The sequence below is a fragment of the Candidatus Tumulicola sp. genome (genome assembly GCA_035601835.1).
Lineage (GTDB): Bacteria > Vulcanimicrobiota > Vulcanimicrobiia > Eremiobacterales > Eremiobacteraceae > DATNNM01.
In genome coordinates this window covers 193322-210748 of record DATNNM010000011.1, presented here as the reverse complement: position 1 = coordinate 210748, position 17427 = coordinate 193322, and the positions used below count along the sequence as shown (strand labels likewise).

Below are 17427 nucleotides of genomic sequence, written 5' to 3'. Positions count from 1 at the left end.
TTTGGGGGTAGGGCGCGTGAAGATCGTGAGCGACCTATTGGATGCCAAGACGGCTCGAACTGCAGCCATAGTGATGTTTGTGGCGACAGCCCTGATTTCTGCGCTGCTCATCGCGGGGAAGAGTTCGTACACGCCCGGTATCGCCGACAACTTATTCGGCGTACACAAACAGGTTGATGACGAGATGGACAAAGTTCGCACTAAATGGGTTCATTTGGTGGATTCGGGCTACACAAAAACCTTTATTTTCGTTCCCGTAACCCCGACCACGCCCGAACAAGCCCCGCAAGCCCCGCAAGTGATGTACTTCTATTCCGCGCCGGATCAAGACGTCGAACTCAGGGGCACCGCCGACTCCACATCTAGTGCTAGGATTCTAATCCTGGCCGACAATTACCGACTGATAGACCCGACCCAAGACCAGAGACAGACAATCATGCCACCTCCAGGGGAAAATAAAGACATTGACATCCAACTCAACCCACCCCTGGTTGGTGAACCAAGCCTCGCACAACATGGAGTGCTCAGCGGTGACATCCACACGCTTGAGATCAGACTCCTGCCAGGTGAGGTAATTGCCGCCCCGCTGAGGTTGAACATGATAATCATCGTAAGGAATCAATAGGTTGTCGGCAGCCTTCGGCCTTTGTCGGGGAAATCAGTATGACGGAAGGTAACCCCTTGCGCGTCCAAAGTGCACCTTTTGGTCTTGTCTGCTGCGTCATCGTTATGGCAATCATCGAGATCAGTTGTTCCAGTTCGAGCCAACCAAGATCAACATCTGCCGACTCCCAACAGCCGAGTGAGATGCCGATGGCGAAAGCTCAGGTGAAAAACCTGGTAGTGGCAATACCACGCCACGTCACATACAAGCGATTCACGTTCGACGGCATCGGGGGCCCCGTAACAATCGACGACATCAGTCTGGATCAAGATGCGCTTGAGACGCATGTGATCGATGTACTAGGCTTCGATAACAAATCTACCTATAAGTCCTACGCGATAGGAGAGGTGGTCCGCATTCTACACCCTATAATAGCAATCAATGCGGGAGCTTCTTCTGGAGACCCGGCCTTGCCCGCAGCACTTGGTTTGGTCGTGGACAATAACAAAGTGGTGACCGCCCTGAATCCGAAACAGAGTTTGGCAACCGGTGTTTTTTGCATTGATCAAACTGGCAGGGCCAGGATATTCCATGTCGGCGCATATCGCCAGGGTACATGTCGAGAGGCCGTACAATCTGGGCCGGTCGTCATCGAGCCACATGGCGTCGTCGGGATCCTGCAGAGGGAGGACACACATCCCAGGCTGGCGAGATTTCTCACCGCACTGGACCGATCGGGCAAATTGCATTTTCTTGCAACAACGCCGGCGCATTTGTATGACTTGGCGCAGTTGATGGTGCGACCGGTCAAGAATGGTGGGATGGATTGTACTGACGCTCTGAATCTGGCCACCGGCGACCGCGAATCGGCTCTCTATTTTTTCGATGGCCTCAACAAGGCTCACGTGTTCGGGAATCTCGACGCGCCGGTCCCGACCGTCATAGTTGTTCAAAACCGCGTTTGAAGGGGACAAGTTGACCTGAAATGAGATTTTATGCTACATTCTCGTTCGTAGCGCGGCGCCCGCTCGGACCACGCTATAGCGCGCAAAGTTAGTCCCCGCGCCAATTCACGAAAAGGCTCCGTTTGGAGCAACCTGCACGTGCATGCCCTCAAATTCAACCGGGACCTGTGCACGAGCAGACTCCTGACTGAGGAAGACAACGTTGGAGCTGCAGATCAAGGCGATCGCGGAGACGCGCGTGCACTACGGCTATCGCCGAAGGCTTGGATCGCGCAGTTCGAGAGCCAGGTTCTCACTCATCCCAGCTTGTCCAGCAACGGGGTGAGTCAGGGCCAAGATGACTCAAGTATCTCCAAGGGGCGGAGAATCACTACCCTCTCCCCGTGGGCATCGCACATTCGCGGAGAAAATGACCTACCTTAGCCATCGGTAATTCGTCCCTGGCCAGTCCAGCTGAGGAGCTAAAGTTTGCGGACATCACTAGTGGCGTCACAACCGTTTTCCGGTAAACTAGGGGTACACCGGCGGCATCGTTTGGGTCCCAGGCTAAGAAAGAGTCCGGTTGGGGCCCGATGGGGTGTGACTGCTTGGCTTGCATCCGCTTCTTTGGTACCGGTAAGGGACCAGTATGCGTTTCGGAAGACTTTGCGTTTCTCTCTTCGTCTTGGTGGCCGTCGCGCTCTTGACCGGGTGTCGTCAAAATGTTGATCTTGAGGCACTCGCCGCACTAAGTAAGAGCGTTGGCGATTCTCAGGCGGCCTTTGCGTCGCTTAGTGAGGATTTTCATCAAAGCTGCGTCCGCACAGTGGGATGGCAGCGCGCCGCAGACCCTAATACGTTCTCAGACTGCGCTGAAGAGGCAAGAGCGGCCCGCCAATGGACATCGGCCGACTCGGTTGTTACGGCGTACATCGCGTCGCTCGGTGCGCTCGCGGGCGGTGCAAGTGATCCCGGTGATTACGGGATTTCCGATTTCTTTCAAACGCTTGGCAATGCTGGGGTCACCAAGACTTTTAAGGCCGACCAACTCAAAGCGGCTACGGGGTTCACCAAGTCGCTGATTGACAATTTTTTCAAAGTGAAGCGTCGCGAGGAACTGGCAACCGTCATTCCGGCCGTCGACGCGAGTCTCAACGGCTTGATCGCCACGCTGAAGGAAGTGGCGCGAACAAACTATGTTAATCAGCTGACTTCGGAGCGTACAGCGGTCAAACTCTTTTTCGAACCTAATATTGCCAGAGCAAAGCCTGGTCTAGAGACGCTGTATGCCTTCACCTTCCGTGAAACAGAGCGAGAAGAGCAAGCCAAGATTGATGACAAACAAGCGGCAATCGCCAATTACATCGCGGCTTTGGATCAGATCAGCGCAACCCACCACAAGATCGCTGAGGCTATCAAGAACAATAGAACGGCCGATGTCGCGGGCATAATCCGCGGGTATGCTGCCGAGTACGGACCGGACATTCGTGCTCTTCAGAAAGCGTTCAAATAGGGGAACCAGATGAACCTAGCCCGAGCTCTCAACGCGATCGCCGGCAATCTAATTCCATTGCTAAACTCAGCCTCGGCAGATCCGTCACCGGAGAGTCAGGCAAACGCCGCCTCCCTGACTCGAGTGATCAATGCGCTCCTGACCGACGCGATGCAGGCCAATGCATTAGATGTCGAACAGAAATTGGCTGCGGCCGCCGACGCGCTGCAGCGTCTGACGGCCTTCACCACTCAAGCTGATGCGGCGTCTCAACGGCTTGCAAAGCAACAATCAAATGTGACTCGTTTCGTGTCGTTGGCGACGAACGTCGGCAAACTCATTGTAGCGGCCGCATCTGGGAACGTCGTAGCGGCGGGGACTGCGATAGGGTCTGCCTGCGGGGATCTCGGGATTTAGCCCATGGCCCGGAAAGCGCGCGCAGCCGTTGGACCCCAGGAGGGATGAGACATGCTCGACGATCCCCACAAGCGCAAGGAAGAAATTGTCGACAATCTCGCGCCTACCATCATTACTGAACCTCTTCGGTCAAGGCTCAACGAGAGCTGCCTAGCCCGTCTAGCGACACCGCCTCGATTCGACATTATTATCGAAGCGAACTATGCTTACGCCGGAGGGATCTCTAAGGCGCGAGGTGCGATCATCGCGCTCGTTGCCGAGATCGCTGGAAGCGATGCGTTGTCTCGGAACCAAATCCAACCTAGTCGGTCGTACGTATTCGCGTCGCTTACCGCAGACCAAATTCTCGCTCTCGCGCGCCGCGATGGTTCAGGCGTGAGCGATGCCACCACCGGCCGACCGGCGCGAGCCATTTTCCGTGTCTGGGAGTCGATGAAGATCGGTCCCCTGACGACCGCCTCTATTTGCACCGTCAAAGCCGATGCGGCGCAGCGAGCGTATGGAGCATGCGGCAAAGGCATCGTCTGGGCGATCGTCGACTCGGGGATCCAAGCAGATCACCCGCATTTCTCCAAGTACCAGAACCTTATCTTGCCCGCGGCGATAGCCGATGCACATAAGTCCTTTGTTCCGGGGTGCGACCCACGAAGTGACCCGTTTGGTCACGGAACGCATGTGGCGGGAATCGTCGCTGGCGGGTCGCGTGACGCCATACCCCAAGCTGCATGTCAGGCGCCGGATCAATCTGGGAATGCTCAGTTCGTCTTGAAGGATGTGCCCGGCATTAAGGGCATGGCGCCGACGTGCAAACTGGTGAGTCTGCAGGTTCTCGGCGCCAATGGCAACGGCGATGCGACCTCACTAATTCAGGCACTCGAGTACGTGGAGTTACTGAACGACTATGGACGCAAGGTTGTCGTGCATGGGCTCAACATCAGCGCGGGATACCCATTCGACCCAAGGTGGTATGGATGTGGTCAAACGCCGGTATGCAAGGCCGTGGATCGCTTGGTTCTACAGGGTGTCGTGGTTGTCGTGGCCGCCGGCAATACTGGCTACGTCACCACGATGGTAAATGCCGGCGCCGGCACCGTTGGCTCGTCGCAAGCCGGCCAATTGATGAGCGTGAACGATCCGGGAAATGCTGATTTGGCCATTACGGTTGGGTCGACCGATAGAGAAAAACCGCATCAGTACGGAGTCTCCTATTTCAGCTCGAAAGGTCCCACCAGTGACGGCCGTTCCAAACCCGACGTTATCGCACCCGGCGAAAGCATCATCTCCGCTGCAACTGGGCAGAGCAAGCTGAAGGTCCCCCCGAGTGCGGCTACTCAGTCTTTCGACTACATTGAGGATACTGGAACAAGCATGGCCGCGCCGCACGTGTCGGGTATCATCGCCGGCTTCCTTTCGGTGCGCCCCGAGTTCATCGGCAAGGCTCTCGAGATTTCCGAACTCATCCGACAATCCGCGATGAGCCTCAAACGCGACCCGAATCTGCAGGGTCGGGGACTGGTCGACATGATGAACCTTCTCCAATCGGTTTAGGAGAAAACATGCTCAACACGTACGGCGGATTTCCGGCATTCGACATCATGTACGACACCGGCGGCAATCTTTTAGACCCGGCTGCGGAGAGTGAGATGCTCGCCAACCTGGCTTCGTCGGACCCGAAGACGCCGGCGTCAGGCACCACGGACCTATTCATCATTTCACACGGGTGGAACAATAACATTGATGAGGCGAGGGCCTTGTACGCTCAGTTCTTTCAGAGCGTCCAATCGATGCTCCGACAATATTATGCAAATAAATTTAAGAACCGCAAGATCGCCATCATGACAATCTTTTGGCCTTCGAAACGCTTCACGGAACCCACAGAAATACCCGGAGGTGCAGCGGCGCTCGCAGATCCCGATGCAGCGCTCAATTCTGTGCTTGATGGTCTCAAGACGCTATTTCCAGACCCACAGAGCGCCGCTAAGATTGACCACGCGCGCAACCAAATTCCCAATCTAGAAGTCAGTCAAAGTGCGCAGAACGACTTCGTTTTCGCACTCAAGTCGCTGCTCCCGCCTCCTCGAGGTCCGCGTGACGAGGGTCTCGATGAATCGCGCGCGGCGCTCGATGACCCCGCTCTCAATGGTCATCAAGTACTTCAAAATCTTTCGATACCTATCATGCCGGTGCTACCTCCCGTCGGGCAAAGTGCAGCGCTTGGATCGGCCACGTCCTTTATTGGCAATGTCATTAGTGGCATCAAACAGGCAGCCGCGAATTTTGGAAACCTTCTCACCTATTACACCATGAAGGATAGGGCGGGGATCATCGGATCCGGCGGCGTAAAAGACACCGTCCAAAAGATTCTTGTGGGCTTTCCAAGTCTTCGCGTGCACTTAGTCGGTCACTCATTCGGGGGCCGTCTCGTTACGGCCGCCGCCAGCGCACTTCCGGCCGGCTCGCGTGGTTTGTCAAGCATGTCGCTTCTGCAGGCCGCCTATTCGCACAATGGCCTTGCTCAGAATTGGAATGGTCAGGGGGTGGACGGCGCCTTTCGCAACGTCGTCTCCGCTCCTGAGGTCCATGGCCCGGTTCTTATTACGCACAGCTTGCACGATATGGCGGTCGGCCTAGCATATCCGCTTGCCTCGCGATTAATGAATCAGGCAGCCGCCGCACTGGTTGGAGGGCCGGGTGACACCTATGGCGGCATGGGTCGTAACGGCGCGCAGCACACACCTGAGGCCTTCAACGACGACCTTGCGCCGGTAGGAGCTGTGTATCAAGCGCTTCCAACTGGGCAGTGGATACGGAATCTTAACGGTGATGGCCCACCGCCGAAGCCGACAATCACATCACATGGCGATATCGCGAAATCAGAGATCGCATACGCGATTCTGGACGCTATTTGAAAGAGATAGGCACGTGCAAGCGCGGATACAAGTTCAAATGGCTCCGTTAGCACGGCGCGTACAGGATTCGTCCTTCGGTTGGTCTGATTTCACTCAGACTTCGGCCCTCTGAGATTTGGGCGCGCAAGTAACCGTTCGACCCGGGTATGAAGCGCCTTACCCTTGACTTGTTGCTCGTCTAGGTTTTCGCCCTGCCTAAGAAGCGATATGAACATGATCCGGATCGACCGACGAATATCGTCGACGTCCTGCTTGTTGTGGGGTGATTCAAACAAACTTTGTTGCCGAGCAGAGAACGACTCCTTAAGTGCTGTCGCATCCGCATCTGTCACCATTGTCTCAAGTTCGTGCGCGAGCCGATTTCTTATCTTGTTCAACACGAGGTAGCAGGGTACATCATCGCCAGCGAGGATGCCAAGCGCGCAACACATCCGCGCCATTTGATTGAACGACAGCTTTGCGAGTGCGAGAGCATCCGGACTCAAAACGGCCCGCGAAAGCACTCGGGAAAAAGCGGATTCCAGATAAAGATGCCCTCTAATGACGGCACCGACGGGATCTTCAATCTTCATGTGGGCTTCAAATCGGTCCATGAGGCCGTGCCCGTACCATTCTGACAGATCAGGGTCAACTTCAGCCCTAGCGGTCGGATTGTCGCAATGAGGACAGAGAATCGTACCGACATCTACGGTACCGCCGCAGTGAAAGCACTTCATAAGGACGCTAAGGCTCCCATGTCCATGAGCTCTTGTAAAATGATATTTGCCCCTTTACACCGGGGTAAAGAAAAGGAACCCACATGTTGCTCTTAAGCGTCCCACCGAGCCTTGAACTCTCATGCATGTTGTCGTAAACGTCCTTCGAAATGAACGTTCGAAATGGTGTTTGCCGAATCGCACTTAACTTGGCCGCAACATTCGCAGCACGTCCGACCCAAAGCAAGTCGTTATCCTTGTAGACTCCACCTCTTACAACCAGGATGTCGGAGACGTCAATCCCTGTCGAATACTCAAGCTTGAAGCCGCCGCTTTCCAGAGTTGGGAACGCTACAAGAAGTCGTGGCTTCACCACGTTGCAAAAAGCCCAATTGAGATGCAGTCCGCACTTGGCGGCCTGCGTCCTCTTGGTGCCTCCCAAGAATACACCCATGATCCGGTCACCGTCAAAGCTCCGAACATATCCGCTGTTAGCCTTTATAAGGCGCGCTGCCGTACTAAGAAACGTCTTGAAGACCTTTGCAACAACCCCGCGATCTTTTGTCATGACTAGCGCCGTTGAATCCGCCAAGTCCGCGTAGAACATGATGGCATCTAGTTTTACTGCTCCGCCAACTAGATTAACGTCCTTGTTCTCAGGTACGACTATACCGTCTCTAATGCTCCATGGTTGGGAGAGAATCGCGTTCACTTCGCTCGTGATGTCTTCTTTTAGGCTCATCTACCTTAGTAAACCCGGTGCATTTTGGTTAAACATTCCAAAAATAATCACCGCAACAACCCATGGCACAATTGACCACGCAAGGTAGATATGAGCGCTCTTCAGGGCCGCGAATTTCATGTCCAAGATTTCCGAGTTTCGCCAAACTTGACTGAGTAGGTCTGCGATGTGTTCTTTTCGGTCGCGCTGGGAAAACGACCGAACAAAATCAGTTTCGGTTCGCTTCCCAATCGCGGCGAAGTATATCAGTGACTTGTCACCGCCCTCCAGTCGTGGGAAAGAGCATTTGTACACCTCCCAGAGACTTTTGATCATACAGAGCAGGAATAACAGCGCAGGAATCGCTGGCAAGAGAAGTGTCGGCCATGTGAGATTCGCGACAGCCGGAGCGTTGAATGCCAAAAGGCCAATCATCGCGACATCAAGGCCGAGTACGACCGAGCATTTGGAGTCTACTCTCGGAAAAAAGCTGAGTGTGACGTTTAGCTGGTCGTACGAGACCTGCTCCATCTCCTCTTCTTCCATAACGTGCTACCCGGACTTTTGCTCAATGGTCATGTCATTAGGATTCTCGCTAGACACTCGGAAGTGCTCTAGCACACAATTGCATCAAGACCTGAGTTTTGAGAAGCAGATCAGCGGTGTTGCTGCCACGGGCCGAGAGCCTAAGAAGTGCCTCGCGGAGCTCAGCAAAGGCGATGTACTTGTTGTTTCCGAAATCAATGGCAGGTTTTGAGACTGGGATTAGGCCACCACCCGGCCCTTCTTTTTTTCTTAGGGGGCTAATCAATGACCCGCGTGGGTTTCATCTCGCTGCTTTACGCTATCGCATTTGCATCCACTACCTTATCAGATATGCGATGTATGCGCTGTGGTACGAAACTTCCGCCCTTAGATCTCAATAATGAATGGGTCCGACAACATGGGATGCCAAAAGGCCCCCGATGGTGCCATCCGTGCGAAGCCTGGCGAACGTATTACCGCTGGGCGTGGCACGCGCGTTTAAAAGGGAAGGAAATGAAAAAACCCGCTTTCCCCGATCCGGTTAGGCTTCTCTATCGAACTTCGGATGCTAAAGATAGTGCACTAAGATTTCACCCGCGCACGGCAAACACCGCACCGAGTCGAATCGGGTAGTGCCCCCTATTAAAGCTCGCCACCCGCTCCTGGTCGAAATCAAATTCGTACAGTAAAGCCGAAGATAGACAGCCAGCACCAATTCTCAAAAACTATACCTTTAGCAATGTGTGGAGGACAACGTGGCCGTCAGCATCTCAGCGTCTCATAACTCCGTCTCAAAACCCACAGGTCGACTGATTGGGCTTGCTAGGGTTTCTACGGACGAACAGAACCTCGCTTTGCAACGCGACGCCTTACTCAAGGCCGGCTGCGAGCTGATCTTTGAGGAGCGCATCAGTGGCGCTGCCGCCAACCGTCCCCAGCTTGAAAAGTGTATAGCCGTGCTTGGACGAGGCGATGTACTCGTGGTTTGGAAACTCGATCGACTCGGCCGCAGCCTGATCGATCTTCTGCAGATCGTTCGTGACCTTGAGCGTCGTGGTGTCCAATTTCGAAGCCTGAGCGACTCGATTGACACAACGACCCCGACAGGCGCGCTATTTTTCGCGATCAGCGGGGCTTTTGCAGAATATGAGCGATCGCAAATTCGCGAGCGGGTTCAGGCGGGGATGGCTGCAGCCAAACGTCGTGGCGTGCACCTCGGCCGTCGGCGCGCACTAACGCCAACCGCCATTGCCTATGCCAGGCGACTTCTCGCCGACGGTGAATCAGCTCGAAGTGTTGCGCGGAGCTTAAAATGCTCAGTAGCGACTCTTTATCGACGATTAGCCGAAATTCGCTCGGAATCTGAAACGCCGGGCGTCACATGACAACACTAGAATTCGGGCGGGGCGCCGGGCTAAGACCGGAAGATTGGGCGCGTCGCGATTCGTCCGGCGCCCGTTGCGCTCGCTCGTCTTGAATGCCCGTTGATGTACGGTGAAAGGTACCGAAAATGTCCTGGGCCGCAACCCCAGCTCTAGGAGGTCTGTCACTACCATCAGACTTCCCAGGATCCGATTGGTTGCTGTTACTGAATACGGTGAACGCCCATGAGGAAAAACATAGACCTGGTCCTTGGTCGGAAGCCCGGCGTGAGTGGGGAGGTGCCTGGAATGCCGTGGTCTATCGTTTCATAAATTGCGCGGAGGATGATGAGGCATTTCGCGGAGAGCTTAAGAAATTGGGTCCGACGCCGGCTGTGCCCGGTCGGTACGCTCAGGAGCGGTTGTTATTTACCTTTTCTTGCGCGGCTGTGTCAACGCTGGAGTCGCTGACCTATGGTCTCTACGCACTAGGAGCAATCGTATCGCCGAATAACTTCCCGCTTAGTGCCCCTCGGAATACCAACCCGCGGACAACGCTCGAGCAGTTCGAAGCCCTTTTCCCGACTGAGCCTCTAACGCAAAAGCTCTCTTGGATAAATTCGTCAGAGTTCAAGAAGATCCGGGACATGAGAGCCATGCTCTTTCATCGCTTAACTCCTGGCCGCCACATATCTGAAAAAGTGCAATGGGGTACTGAAACGATCGACGAGGCGTTGACTGCAGAAAAGCGAGAATGGGTAGCTGAGGTTTTGGTGGGGACCATACCTGCGGCGGTTCTATTTGCTAGTGCTATGCTGAAATAGCAACTAAGGGCAAAGTGTAGGAAGTCCCGGTGCCCGCAGTTCGGAGCCCGTTACGGCCTCGACGGCGACCGGACGTTCTAAAAGCACCGGACGTTCCATTGCGGCTGGGCTACGACCGGAAGTTTGCACGCCTTGTGTAGTATCCCCTAGAATTCGGGCGGGGTTAATAAGGAATGAGGCCAGAATCAGCCACCCTGCAGGCGCTATTGTCAAACGTCCGGTGTATTTGCGGTAGCGTCGAACGTCCGGTGAGCCGTCAAGATTTATCGACCCAACCTACGTCGCCGAGCCGTAAACAAACGTCCGGTGCAACCGGTAATGGGCCGCGTAACCTTGCAATTCGCGGTGTTTTCCGCCGCGATTGAACCGGTACTCAAATCACGATGGAACATCTTTGCGAACGTCCGGTGAAATGGTATACGTAATCCGTGGTCCGTCCAACGGGAAGGGCGGTGCGGCAGCACATTAGAAAATGCGAAAGTGTGGACTTTTGATTTTATCAGGTTGAATTTCATACACGCTGAGCGATCCCTTTGGGATGAGTTGGTTGAAATCCAGTACGACGGCAGACGTTTGGGGGACGTCGTTCTCGAAATGAAGAGCCCTAGCCCAAATGAAATACAAATCTCGCAGAAGCACAAGGAACTTCGAATACTAACTACGGCCCTGATAAGGGCTGACTATCACCCAATTTCGATTCATTCACAAGAGCGTCCGGATTTTGCGGTCGACTTGAAGGACGAGGGAACCATCTATGTGGAGGTTGCGGAAGCAATAGGGGAAGCTTCTGCCCGATATCACAACACCATCTTTGACCTATTGAGGGACTTACGTGACGCGGTCGACGCCGACTCGCAACTAGCGTCAGCCCTCGCAAATCACTATGTGACGTTCACACTTGGAGATGTCCCCTCGAAAACCGACCGAACCGGGGCTTTAACCGAAATGACGCGGTTCATTGCGAACGAGGATCTATCCGCGTACGATCAGCGGAGGCTTACCCCTCTGCCTCAGACGTATCCAATTTTGGCGCAACTCTCTTCTCGAGTAATTGTCATACCGGGTCCCGGTCCTGTCATGGTAACGTCTACGGCTCACGCCTTTAACCCAGATGACCTTACTCGCTCGGCCTTAGGAATATTGACCGATAAGGGTGTCAAAGCCGCCGGGTATACGGGGTCTCCGCTTTGGGTCGTAATTGGAATGACCGATCTAAGCGGCTTTCCAGATATGAGCCTAGATCAATTTGCTTCAATAAATCCTCGGTTCGCACCATTTGCCCGCTTGATTGTAACAGCGGATACGAAATTCTTTACTCGCCCTTGAAGGCTATCTTGCGGGTTGTGGTGTCATTTGCGGTTTTCGTCCGATCACCTGAACAACATTCTGCGTCGAAGTGATAGTGAGGGCTAACCAATGTCAGAATATCGTCGCGGGATCAAGGTCCTAACGGAGAAGAATTTCTTAGAGCCCGATCGTACGAGCATGAGGTTCAGCCCTCGTGGGCTTGGCGCTCCCGTAAAGGCAACTAAGGCAGAAATTGAAAACCGAGTGAAGTCTGTACTGGAAATTGGCCTTAAGGAAACAACGCCGCCTCAAATCTGTAACCTGTTCGATGTTGCGAAAGGTGCGATGGTTTATGGAATCTTCTTCTACCCGCTCTATACTCTTGGGATGGAGCAGTTAACGCGCGTTTTCGAGGCGGCGGTATCGCACAAGGTGGGAGAAATCAACCCCAGGCTATCTAATATGAACCTTAGGCCTAAAGTGGAATGGTTGATAAAACGTAAGCTATTACCTGGACCGGTTCCAGAGAGATGGATCGCCCTTAGCGAGCTACGAAACGCCTTTTCTCATCCTAGAGATCAAACGCTAGTCGGCCCACCTGACGCTAGGAGAATGTTACGAGACTTGAAGGCTGTGATTGACCATCTTTTTTCGTTAGGATACAGTGATTCCGGCTTGGGGAGCCCACACAAGAGAGATAGTGATTCACTTCGCCGGAGCCGATCGGAGTGCCCCAAATAACCCTATGAGCCCCACAAGAATCGCGCCAATTACTCCAATTGTAGCATCGAAGCCTATGTTACTATCGACGTCAATGGCCAGCGGCAGTCTCGCAACGGATATTGACGAGGTTGATTGCGAGGCCTGGAACGCTATCATTGCGACCTGGTGGCCGGGATGTTTGGCTACCATCACCCAGATCCAGCTAGCCGCGCATGGCGATTCACGATCAAGAACCGGCCCCTGCTTATCGAAGCCGGGCGCCATTAGGGTTAGTGAGGGCGAACGCAGTTTTCCACCGCAGCCTCCCTTGACCCAAGGCTCCTGAACGGCATGAACGGTGACGGTTATCGAATCGCCGTCGTCGATATGACGTCCCTCGTTATCGGCCAACACGCTCACAAGAACACCGTCTTGCAAAGTGCTACTATCAGTAAGCGGCGTCCGCTCAATAAGATGCCACGGCCGAATGGTTATAACAAGCAACAGCACGAAACAAGCGATGATGAACACGATGATCAAAGACGAGATGGAAAGGAGGGGTAGAGGTCGACGTTGCGTGATGAGTGTCAGGGCCTGGCCCTCCCTGCGTGGCGTCGCAGGAGTAACCGACCATTGTTGTATCGGTTCTGCAATAGTCGAGTACTCCTCGAAATATTGCTCAGCAGCGGTGGTCTTTCTCGCTAGAAAGTAAGTTAATAGTCCGAGACCAATCGATATCAGAATAAGGAGTAGCGACGTCACCGCTGCATTCATCTACTTACCTTCCAAAATTACGCTGAGATCATCCACTAACCACTGACTTACAAGATCGGAAATAGGAAAATCACCAAATATGTCGAGTATGCCGGTCGAAATGACATGCCTCATTCCCTCGCACGCGTGAGGTCGACGCTCTGACCATAAGGCTCGCAATCGAATCGCTGTCCTCTCGTCGTCAGTAACATGCTCAGAGGAGCGCGTCACGGTAACCCTTGATGGCGTACCATGAGGCAAAGGCATATAGTAGCGTTCAGCCCAGGGGGGTGTTCCTAATTCATCATTCGCGACCGCCAAGACGTTAACTCGGTACTCGATCGGCAAAGCCACGTAAAGAGACATTCGGGCAGCGAACGATGGGAAGTACTCTCGCACAAGAGCCTCATAAGCGCGAATCGCCTCTGCGAACACAAATTGGATTCTCTCAAGTAGGCGGGCTTCTGAAAAGCCACTCCAAACCCACCGGAGCTCCTCCCCCTGTAAGTCAGCGTATGGCCACGGCGGACCCATCTGGGTTGCACCCTGAATGCGAAACCGCTCCGCAACAGCCTTTAGTGGCGCAGTGCTGATCAATCGTACACCTGATATTCGGACCGCATCAGTTTCGAGAACGCCGGTGCTTCGAAGGGCTTCTAGATTCACCGGATCGAGTGCAAGGGATCCCCGATTAAGCGCCCCAAGCGCGGCTTGCCAAGCCCATTCCAACTCTTGCGCCGAGCCCTTGGCAATACAATTCCTACTCCTAGCCAGCTCCAGCAGCGGCTTGGCCACGGCTTCCAACATTTCTCGCCACGTCCAAGTTGGGTGAATCCATACGGTCTGTTGGTATGATGCGCTTTGGAATTGCTTCGGAAGGGAAAGCACAGAAAACCCGGGCTCCAATTCAAAAACGTCGCGCCTCGTCTCTGCACCGTGATACCATCCCACAACTAAGTGATTGCCCGCGACCGACACACCGATTTTCGCCACATCGCCGGCGTGTGCAAGAGGTGATAGACTCGAAAGTGGATGGATTGCGCGCATCCAAGCACGCGCAGCAAGTCTTAAGCGCCTTCCGCACTCGATGGCTGGAGGCAAATTGTCGTCCCGTAACCCAAACCATTCTCCCCTGGCTTGGTGGAGTAATGACGCTACAAAACCTGGTGACACGCGTGTTAGGGTTTCAAGGACGTCGTCTATCCGGTCGTCTGATGCCATACCGAAGAAGAAAAGCAATGGATAACGCCACCTATCGAGTTGCTGCTCGGAACCTGCGATCTCCTCAACTGCGATCTCCTCAACTGCGATCTCCTTCAACTCTAGCCGCTGAGCTGCGAACCATTGTGTCAAGATCGGAAGAGTAAAGCCCACGTGGTCATTCGAGGCATCATGCGTGATAAGTCCGGAATCCAACAATGCCTTTTGTTGTGTGCTGGAGACGACTTGGTTGAGTGGGACTAAGCCGCCCCCTGCGTCTATTTGCAGACTTGCTAGTCGACGTAAGGTATGGGCCGCATTTTCAATTGAACCCTGGAGCCGCTCATAGGCCGACTTTGCCATCAGCGTTAGCAAGTCTCCCCTTGAGGGCGGTCTCCTTACGAAGTCTAGAGACTTAAGGTGGACCGCGAACAAGATCACGAATAGCGGCCGCTCGAGAACCTCTGTAAAGTCGCTTATCAGGTTATCGTTCAGCTCGCTGACATCGAGGCGTCGCAGCAATTCCAATGCATCGGAGAGGGGAAACAGCGGCATTTCAACTGTCTCATCCGCGGGTTGGAGTTGAGTTGTGGGGCGTGATGTTACAATCATCGTAGAATTCGGTGACGCTAGGCGCAGCGCGCGTAGTTTCTCCAGCACATATGTCAATCTGTCAGACCCCAAAGCTTCTGCGTTATCAAGGAAAAGGCCGAAGGGCTCGTCTGTCTGTTCTAACTCTGCTAAGACCGCTTCCACGGTTGGCGTCCACCGTGCATCCGCGTAGTATATCTTTCGGACGCTAGAATCGATGGAACGAATCGCAAACTCTTGTAGAAACCGTTCTAGGGCGAGTGATTTTCCAACGCCGAAATCACCCACGATGAATGTCAGATGACGTCCAATGAGGTCGTCTAGACTTATGTTCATAGACCCTACAGAGTGATCATTGGCGAGAGTAAGCGCAACGTCGCGCCTTACTCCTAGGGACTCCCACCGTGCAATACACCGCGCCATAGAACGATTCTTAAGGGCCAGAGCTTGCTTGATCGATTCTGGGATTACTGTGCTGCCGATATCGTCAGGGCGAAAAGTACTAAGGTCAATGCCCGCCGACTTCGCGCTTTGTCTGATGCTCTTGGCGGTGGCCCCAAATGCCGTGGCGCTGGGCCCGATGACTGACGTCACCATCCCAACCGCGCCGTTGTCGCCCCATAGGGGTGCGCCGCTGAAGCCAAGGGTTATCTCATTCGACCGGAGCTGAAGTTGCTGACGCCCGTCGACCTCGGTCAGGCCTAAGAAAGTCGCGCTGCCCCACATTCCCCGAAGCCCAGGCACGCTAGGATATCCGAAAGTCGCCAAGGAGCACCAGGCACGCAAGTCGCCTTCATAGAGTAGCAGGGGTGGTGCTAGGACTTCGGAGGTCAACCAAGCGATATCCTGAGCATCGTCTCTGAATCGAACACGCGCTTCACTCGTAGCATCCAAGTCGGACTTTAGACGTAGTGCCTCGGTCTTTGGACTCAGGCAATGAGCGGCCGTGACTAGTGTCTTGGGGGCGACAACGAAGGCAGTTCCACAGGCTGTGTTGTCCTCAAAGATTTCGAAGACGGAGGACCGGAATTGAGATGTTGAGTTCATTCCAGCTAGACCTGCCAAGCTTTTCTTTCCGCCGGAAAAGAGATCAGCGCGTGAGCGGGTCCATCCGAGCCGCGATATCCATGGCCCAGTCAGACCAGACAGCCAGCTTGTCATCTGCTTTGCCACCTCGAGCCAGCGCCGCACTTAGAGCCGCCTTCACGTAGTCGCGAATCTGCCGCGCTTGGGTCCAGGCTGCTGACTCGGCGACGAGCTTCTGGATACGCTCTTGCTCGATTCGCCTACGCTCCTGCGCCGCGACGCGTTCCTGTTCGTCGACAGCCCGCTGCCGATGCCAATCTTCCCAATGAAGCCGCCGACGTCGAGATTCGGATAATGCTATGAGGAGTCCACTCAGAACCTCATGCAAGCGCGTCTCTAACGGCTTTCCCGCCAGGTCACCCCAGCTCTTTTGAATCGGCCGGTCGAAGGATTCCTCGAGCAGTAATCGCAGCCTTCCAGAAGCCTGCAAATCGGGCATGGAATCACGGTCTGGATACCAACGCAGTTCCTGTTGCGTAAGTGGACGCTGCACCCGATTGCTGGGCTCTCGCAGCGTGAACGCAAGTTCATCTGCCCCAATTTCGACTTTGAATCTATACCAGTCAACTGCGACAATACGACCCTTCCATTTCTCAATGTGCTGAATGATCGCGTAAAGGATTCGGCGCCGACGCTTCTCAATCTCGGAAAGAGCGGACCGTCGATCGGATGCGCTGACCTCCGCGCGCCGATCTGCTGAATCCCAGCGTTCGAACATCGGGTAAGCGCGGGGATAAGTGACGGGGACACTGATCTCGGGTCCCTGATTCATGGCTGAAAGCATTTCCGCGATGTCTTTTGGCAACTCCACAGCGACGCCCACGCTTCTAACGTGACTAGAAGTTATTTCAATGGTTTCGTTTTGACTATCCGCTGCTGGAGGCAGATGGGGTCGGCGTCGTTTCTTAACGCTTCTGGCCCAGTAGCCCATTGGTGGCAAAGGTACGCCTACGCGGCGACACAGTTTGGCCAGCCCGACGTCGGACAAGCCATACTTTGGCGCCAAGAGGCGCATTGGCTCGTTCCAAACGTGTTCGAATAACTGTGCGCGTGAAATTCGATGGACGACTGGATGAGTTGTCATTGGCGACCCCCAAGACAGGCAACAGAAGTAAGGTTATTACACCAATCCTAGCTTTATCGCGAGCTATGCCGTATCGGACTGCTTTCCAAACAGAACTATCGCAACGATCCCAACACAAGGAATGCTAGGATGACAATTGCAAAGACCGGGTTCGTCTGCCCTTCGGTTAAGAGGTCCGCTGCATTCGACGCGTCATGCGGTCGTTGGCCGTTTATCGTAACTTCACAGTAGC

Annotated in this window: 14 protein-coding genes; 7 read left to right on the top strand and 7 right to left on the bottom strand. The window is 54.3% G+C overall.

The features are described 5' to 3' along the window. The first annotated feature begins 16 nt into the window (after positions 1-16). From VN934_05820 to VN934_05795, 6 genes are all read left to right on the top strand, one after another. On the top strand, positions 17-625 hold the full coding sequence (locus tag VN934_05820; protein HXM18312.1) for a hypothetical protein: 609 nt from the start codon (positions 17-19) through the stop codon (positions 623-625). Positions 626-663: 38 nt separating this feature from the next. Continuing rightward, positions 664-1569, top strand: a complete 906-nt coding sequence (locus VN934_05815; protein ID HXM18311.1) for a hypothetical protein — start codon at positions 664-666, stop codon at positions 1567-1569. 628 nt (positions 1570-2197) lie between these two features. Beyond that, a complete protein-coding gene (locus VN934_05810) occupies positions 2198-3061 on the top strand; it encodes a hypothetical protein (GenBank protein HXM18310.1) in 864 nt (287 codons plus the stop codon). Between the two features lie 123 nt (positions 3062-3184). Further along, on the top strand, positions 3185-3457 hold the full coding sequence (locus tag VN934_05805; protein ID HXM18309.1) for a hypothetical protein: 273 nt from the start codon (positions 3185-3187) through the stop codon (positions 3455-3457). A gap of 51 nt (positions 3458-3508) precedes the next feature. Beyond that, positions 3509-5005, top strand: coding sequence for a S8 family peptidase (locus VN934_05800; protein ID HXM18308.1), 1497 nt, complete (start codon positions 3509-3511; stop codon positions 5003-5005). Between the two features lie 8 nt (positions 5006-5013). After that, positions 5014-6366: a hypothetical protein gene (locus VN934_05795; GenBank protein HXM18307.1), complete on the top strand. Its 1353-nt coding sequence runs from the start codon at positions 5014-5016 to the stop codon at positions 6364-6366. Between the two features lie 89 nt (positions 6367-6455). On the opposite strand, the gene VN934_05790 is transcribed toward VN934_05795, so the two are convergent. The 4 genes from VN934_05790 to VN934_05775 form a co-directional block, all read right to left on the bottom strand. Then, positions 6456-6938: a hypothetical protein gene (locus tag VN934_05790; protein HXM18306.1), complete on the bottom strand. Its 483-nt coding sequence runs from the start codon at positions 6936-6938 to the stop codon at positions 6456-6458. 151 nt (positions 6939-7089) lie between these two features. Next, the gene (locus VN934_05785; GenBank protein HXM18305.1) at positions 7090-7803 is read right to left on the bottom strand and encodes an adenylate/guanylate cyclase domain-containing protein; all 714 of its coding nucleotides are present in this window, start codon (positions 7801-7803) and stop codon (positions 7090-7092) included. Beyond that, entirely contained in the window at positions 7804-8328 is a 525-nt protein-coding gene (locus VN934_05780) for a Pycsar system effector family protein (protein HXM18304.1), read from the bottom strand. Between the two features lie 848 nt (positions 8329-9176). Beyond that, positions 9177-9371, bottom strand: a complete 195-nt coding sequence (locus VN934_05775; GenBank protein HXM18303.1) for a hypothetical protein — start codon at positions 9369-9371, stop codon at positions 9177-9179. A gap of 533 nt (positions 9372-9904) precedes the next feature. Between VN934_05775 and VN934_05770 the strand changes: the two genes are divergently transcribed. Beyond that, complete coding sequence (locus VN934_05770; protein HXM18302.1) at positions 9905-10492, top strand: hypothetical protein; 588 nt, start codon at positions 9905-9907, stop codon at positions 10490-10492. A gap of 1992 nt (positions 10493-12484) precedes the next feature. On the opposite strand, the gene VN934_05765 is transcribed toward VN934_05770, so the two are convergent. The 3 genes from VN934_05765 to VN934_05755 form a co-directional block, all read right to left on the bottom strand. Continuing rightward, the gene (locus VN934_05765; protein ID HXM18301.1) at positions 12485-13255 is read right to left on the bottom strand and encodes a hypothetical protein; all 771 of its coding nucleotides are present in this window, start codon (positions 13253-13255) and stop codon (positions 12485-12487) included. Next, on the bottom strand, positions 13256-15313 hold the full coding sequence (locus VN934_05760) for a hypothetical protein (protein HXM18300.1): 2058 nt from the start codon (positions 15311-15313) through the stop codon (positions 13256-13258). A gap of 802 nt (positions 15314-16115) precedes the next feature. Further along, positions 16116-16922, bottom strand: coding sequence for a hypothetical protein (locus tag VN934_05755; protein HXM18299.1), 807 nt, complete (start codon positions 16920-16922; stop codon positions 16116-16118). Positions 16923-17427: the final 505 nt, after the last annotated feature.

Bases quoted from the DNA above. Each gene is read 5' to 3' on its own strand.
- VN934_05795 (HXM18307.1), top strand. From the start codon at position 5,014: ATGCTCAACACGTACGGCGGATTTCCGGCATTCGACATCATGTACGAC.
- VN934_05785 (HXM18305.1), bottom strand. From the start codon at position 7,803: ATGAGCCTAAAAGAAGACATCACGAGCGAAGTGAACGCGATTCTCTCC.
- VN934_05790 (HXM18306.1), bottom strand. From the start codon at position 6,938: ATGAAGATTGAAGATCCCGTCGGTGCCGTCATTAGAGGGCATCTTTAT.
- VN934_05815 (HXM18311.1), top strand. From the start codon at position 664: ATGACGGAAGGTAACCCCTTGCGCGTCCAAAGTGCACCTTTTGGTCTT.
- VN934_05800 (HXM18308.1), top strand. From the start codon at position 3,509: ATGCTCGACGATCCCCACAAGCGCAAGGAAGAAATTGTCGACAATCTC.
- VN934_05780 (HXM18304.1), bottom strand. From the start codon at position 8,328: ATGGAAGAAGAGGAGATGGAGCAGGTCTCGTACGACCAGCTAAACGTC.
- VN934_05810 (HXM18310.1), top strand. From the start codon at position 2,198: ATGCGTTTCGGAAGACTTTGCGTTTCTCTCTTCGTCTTGGTGGCCGTC.
- VN934_05765 (HXM18301.1), bottom strand. From the start codon at position 13,255: ATGAATGCAGCGGTGACGTCGCTACTCCTTATTCTGATATCGATTGGT.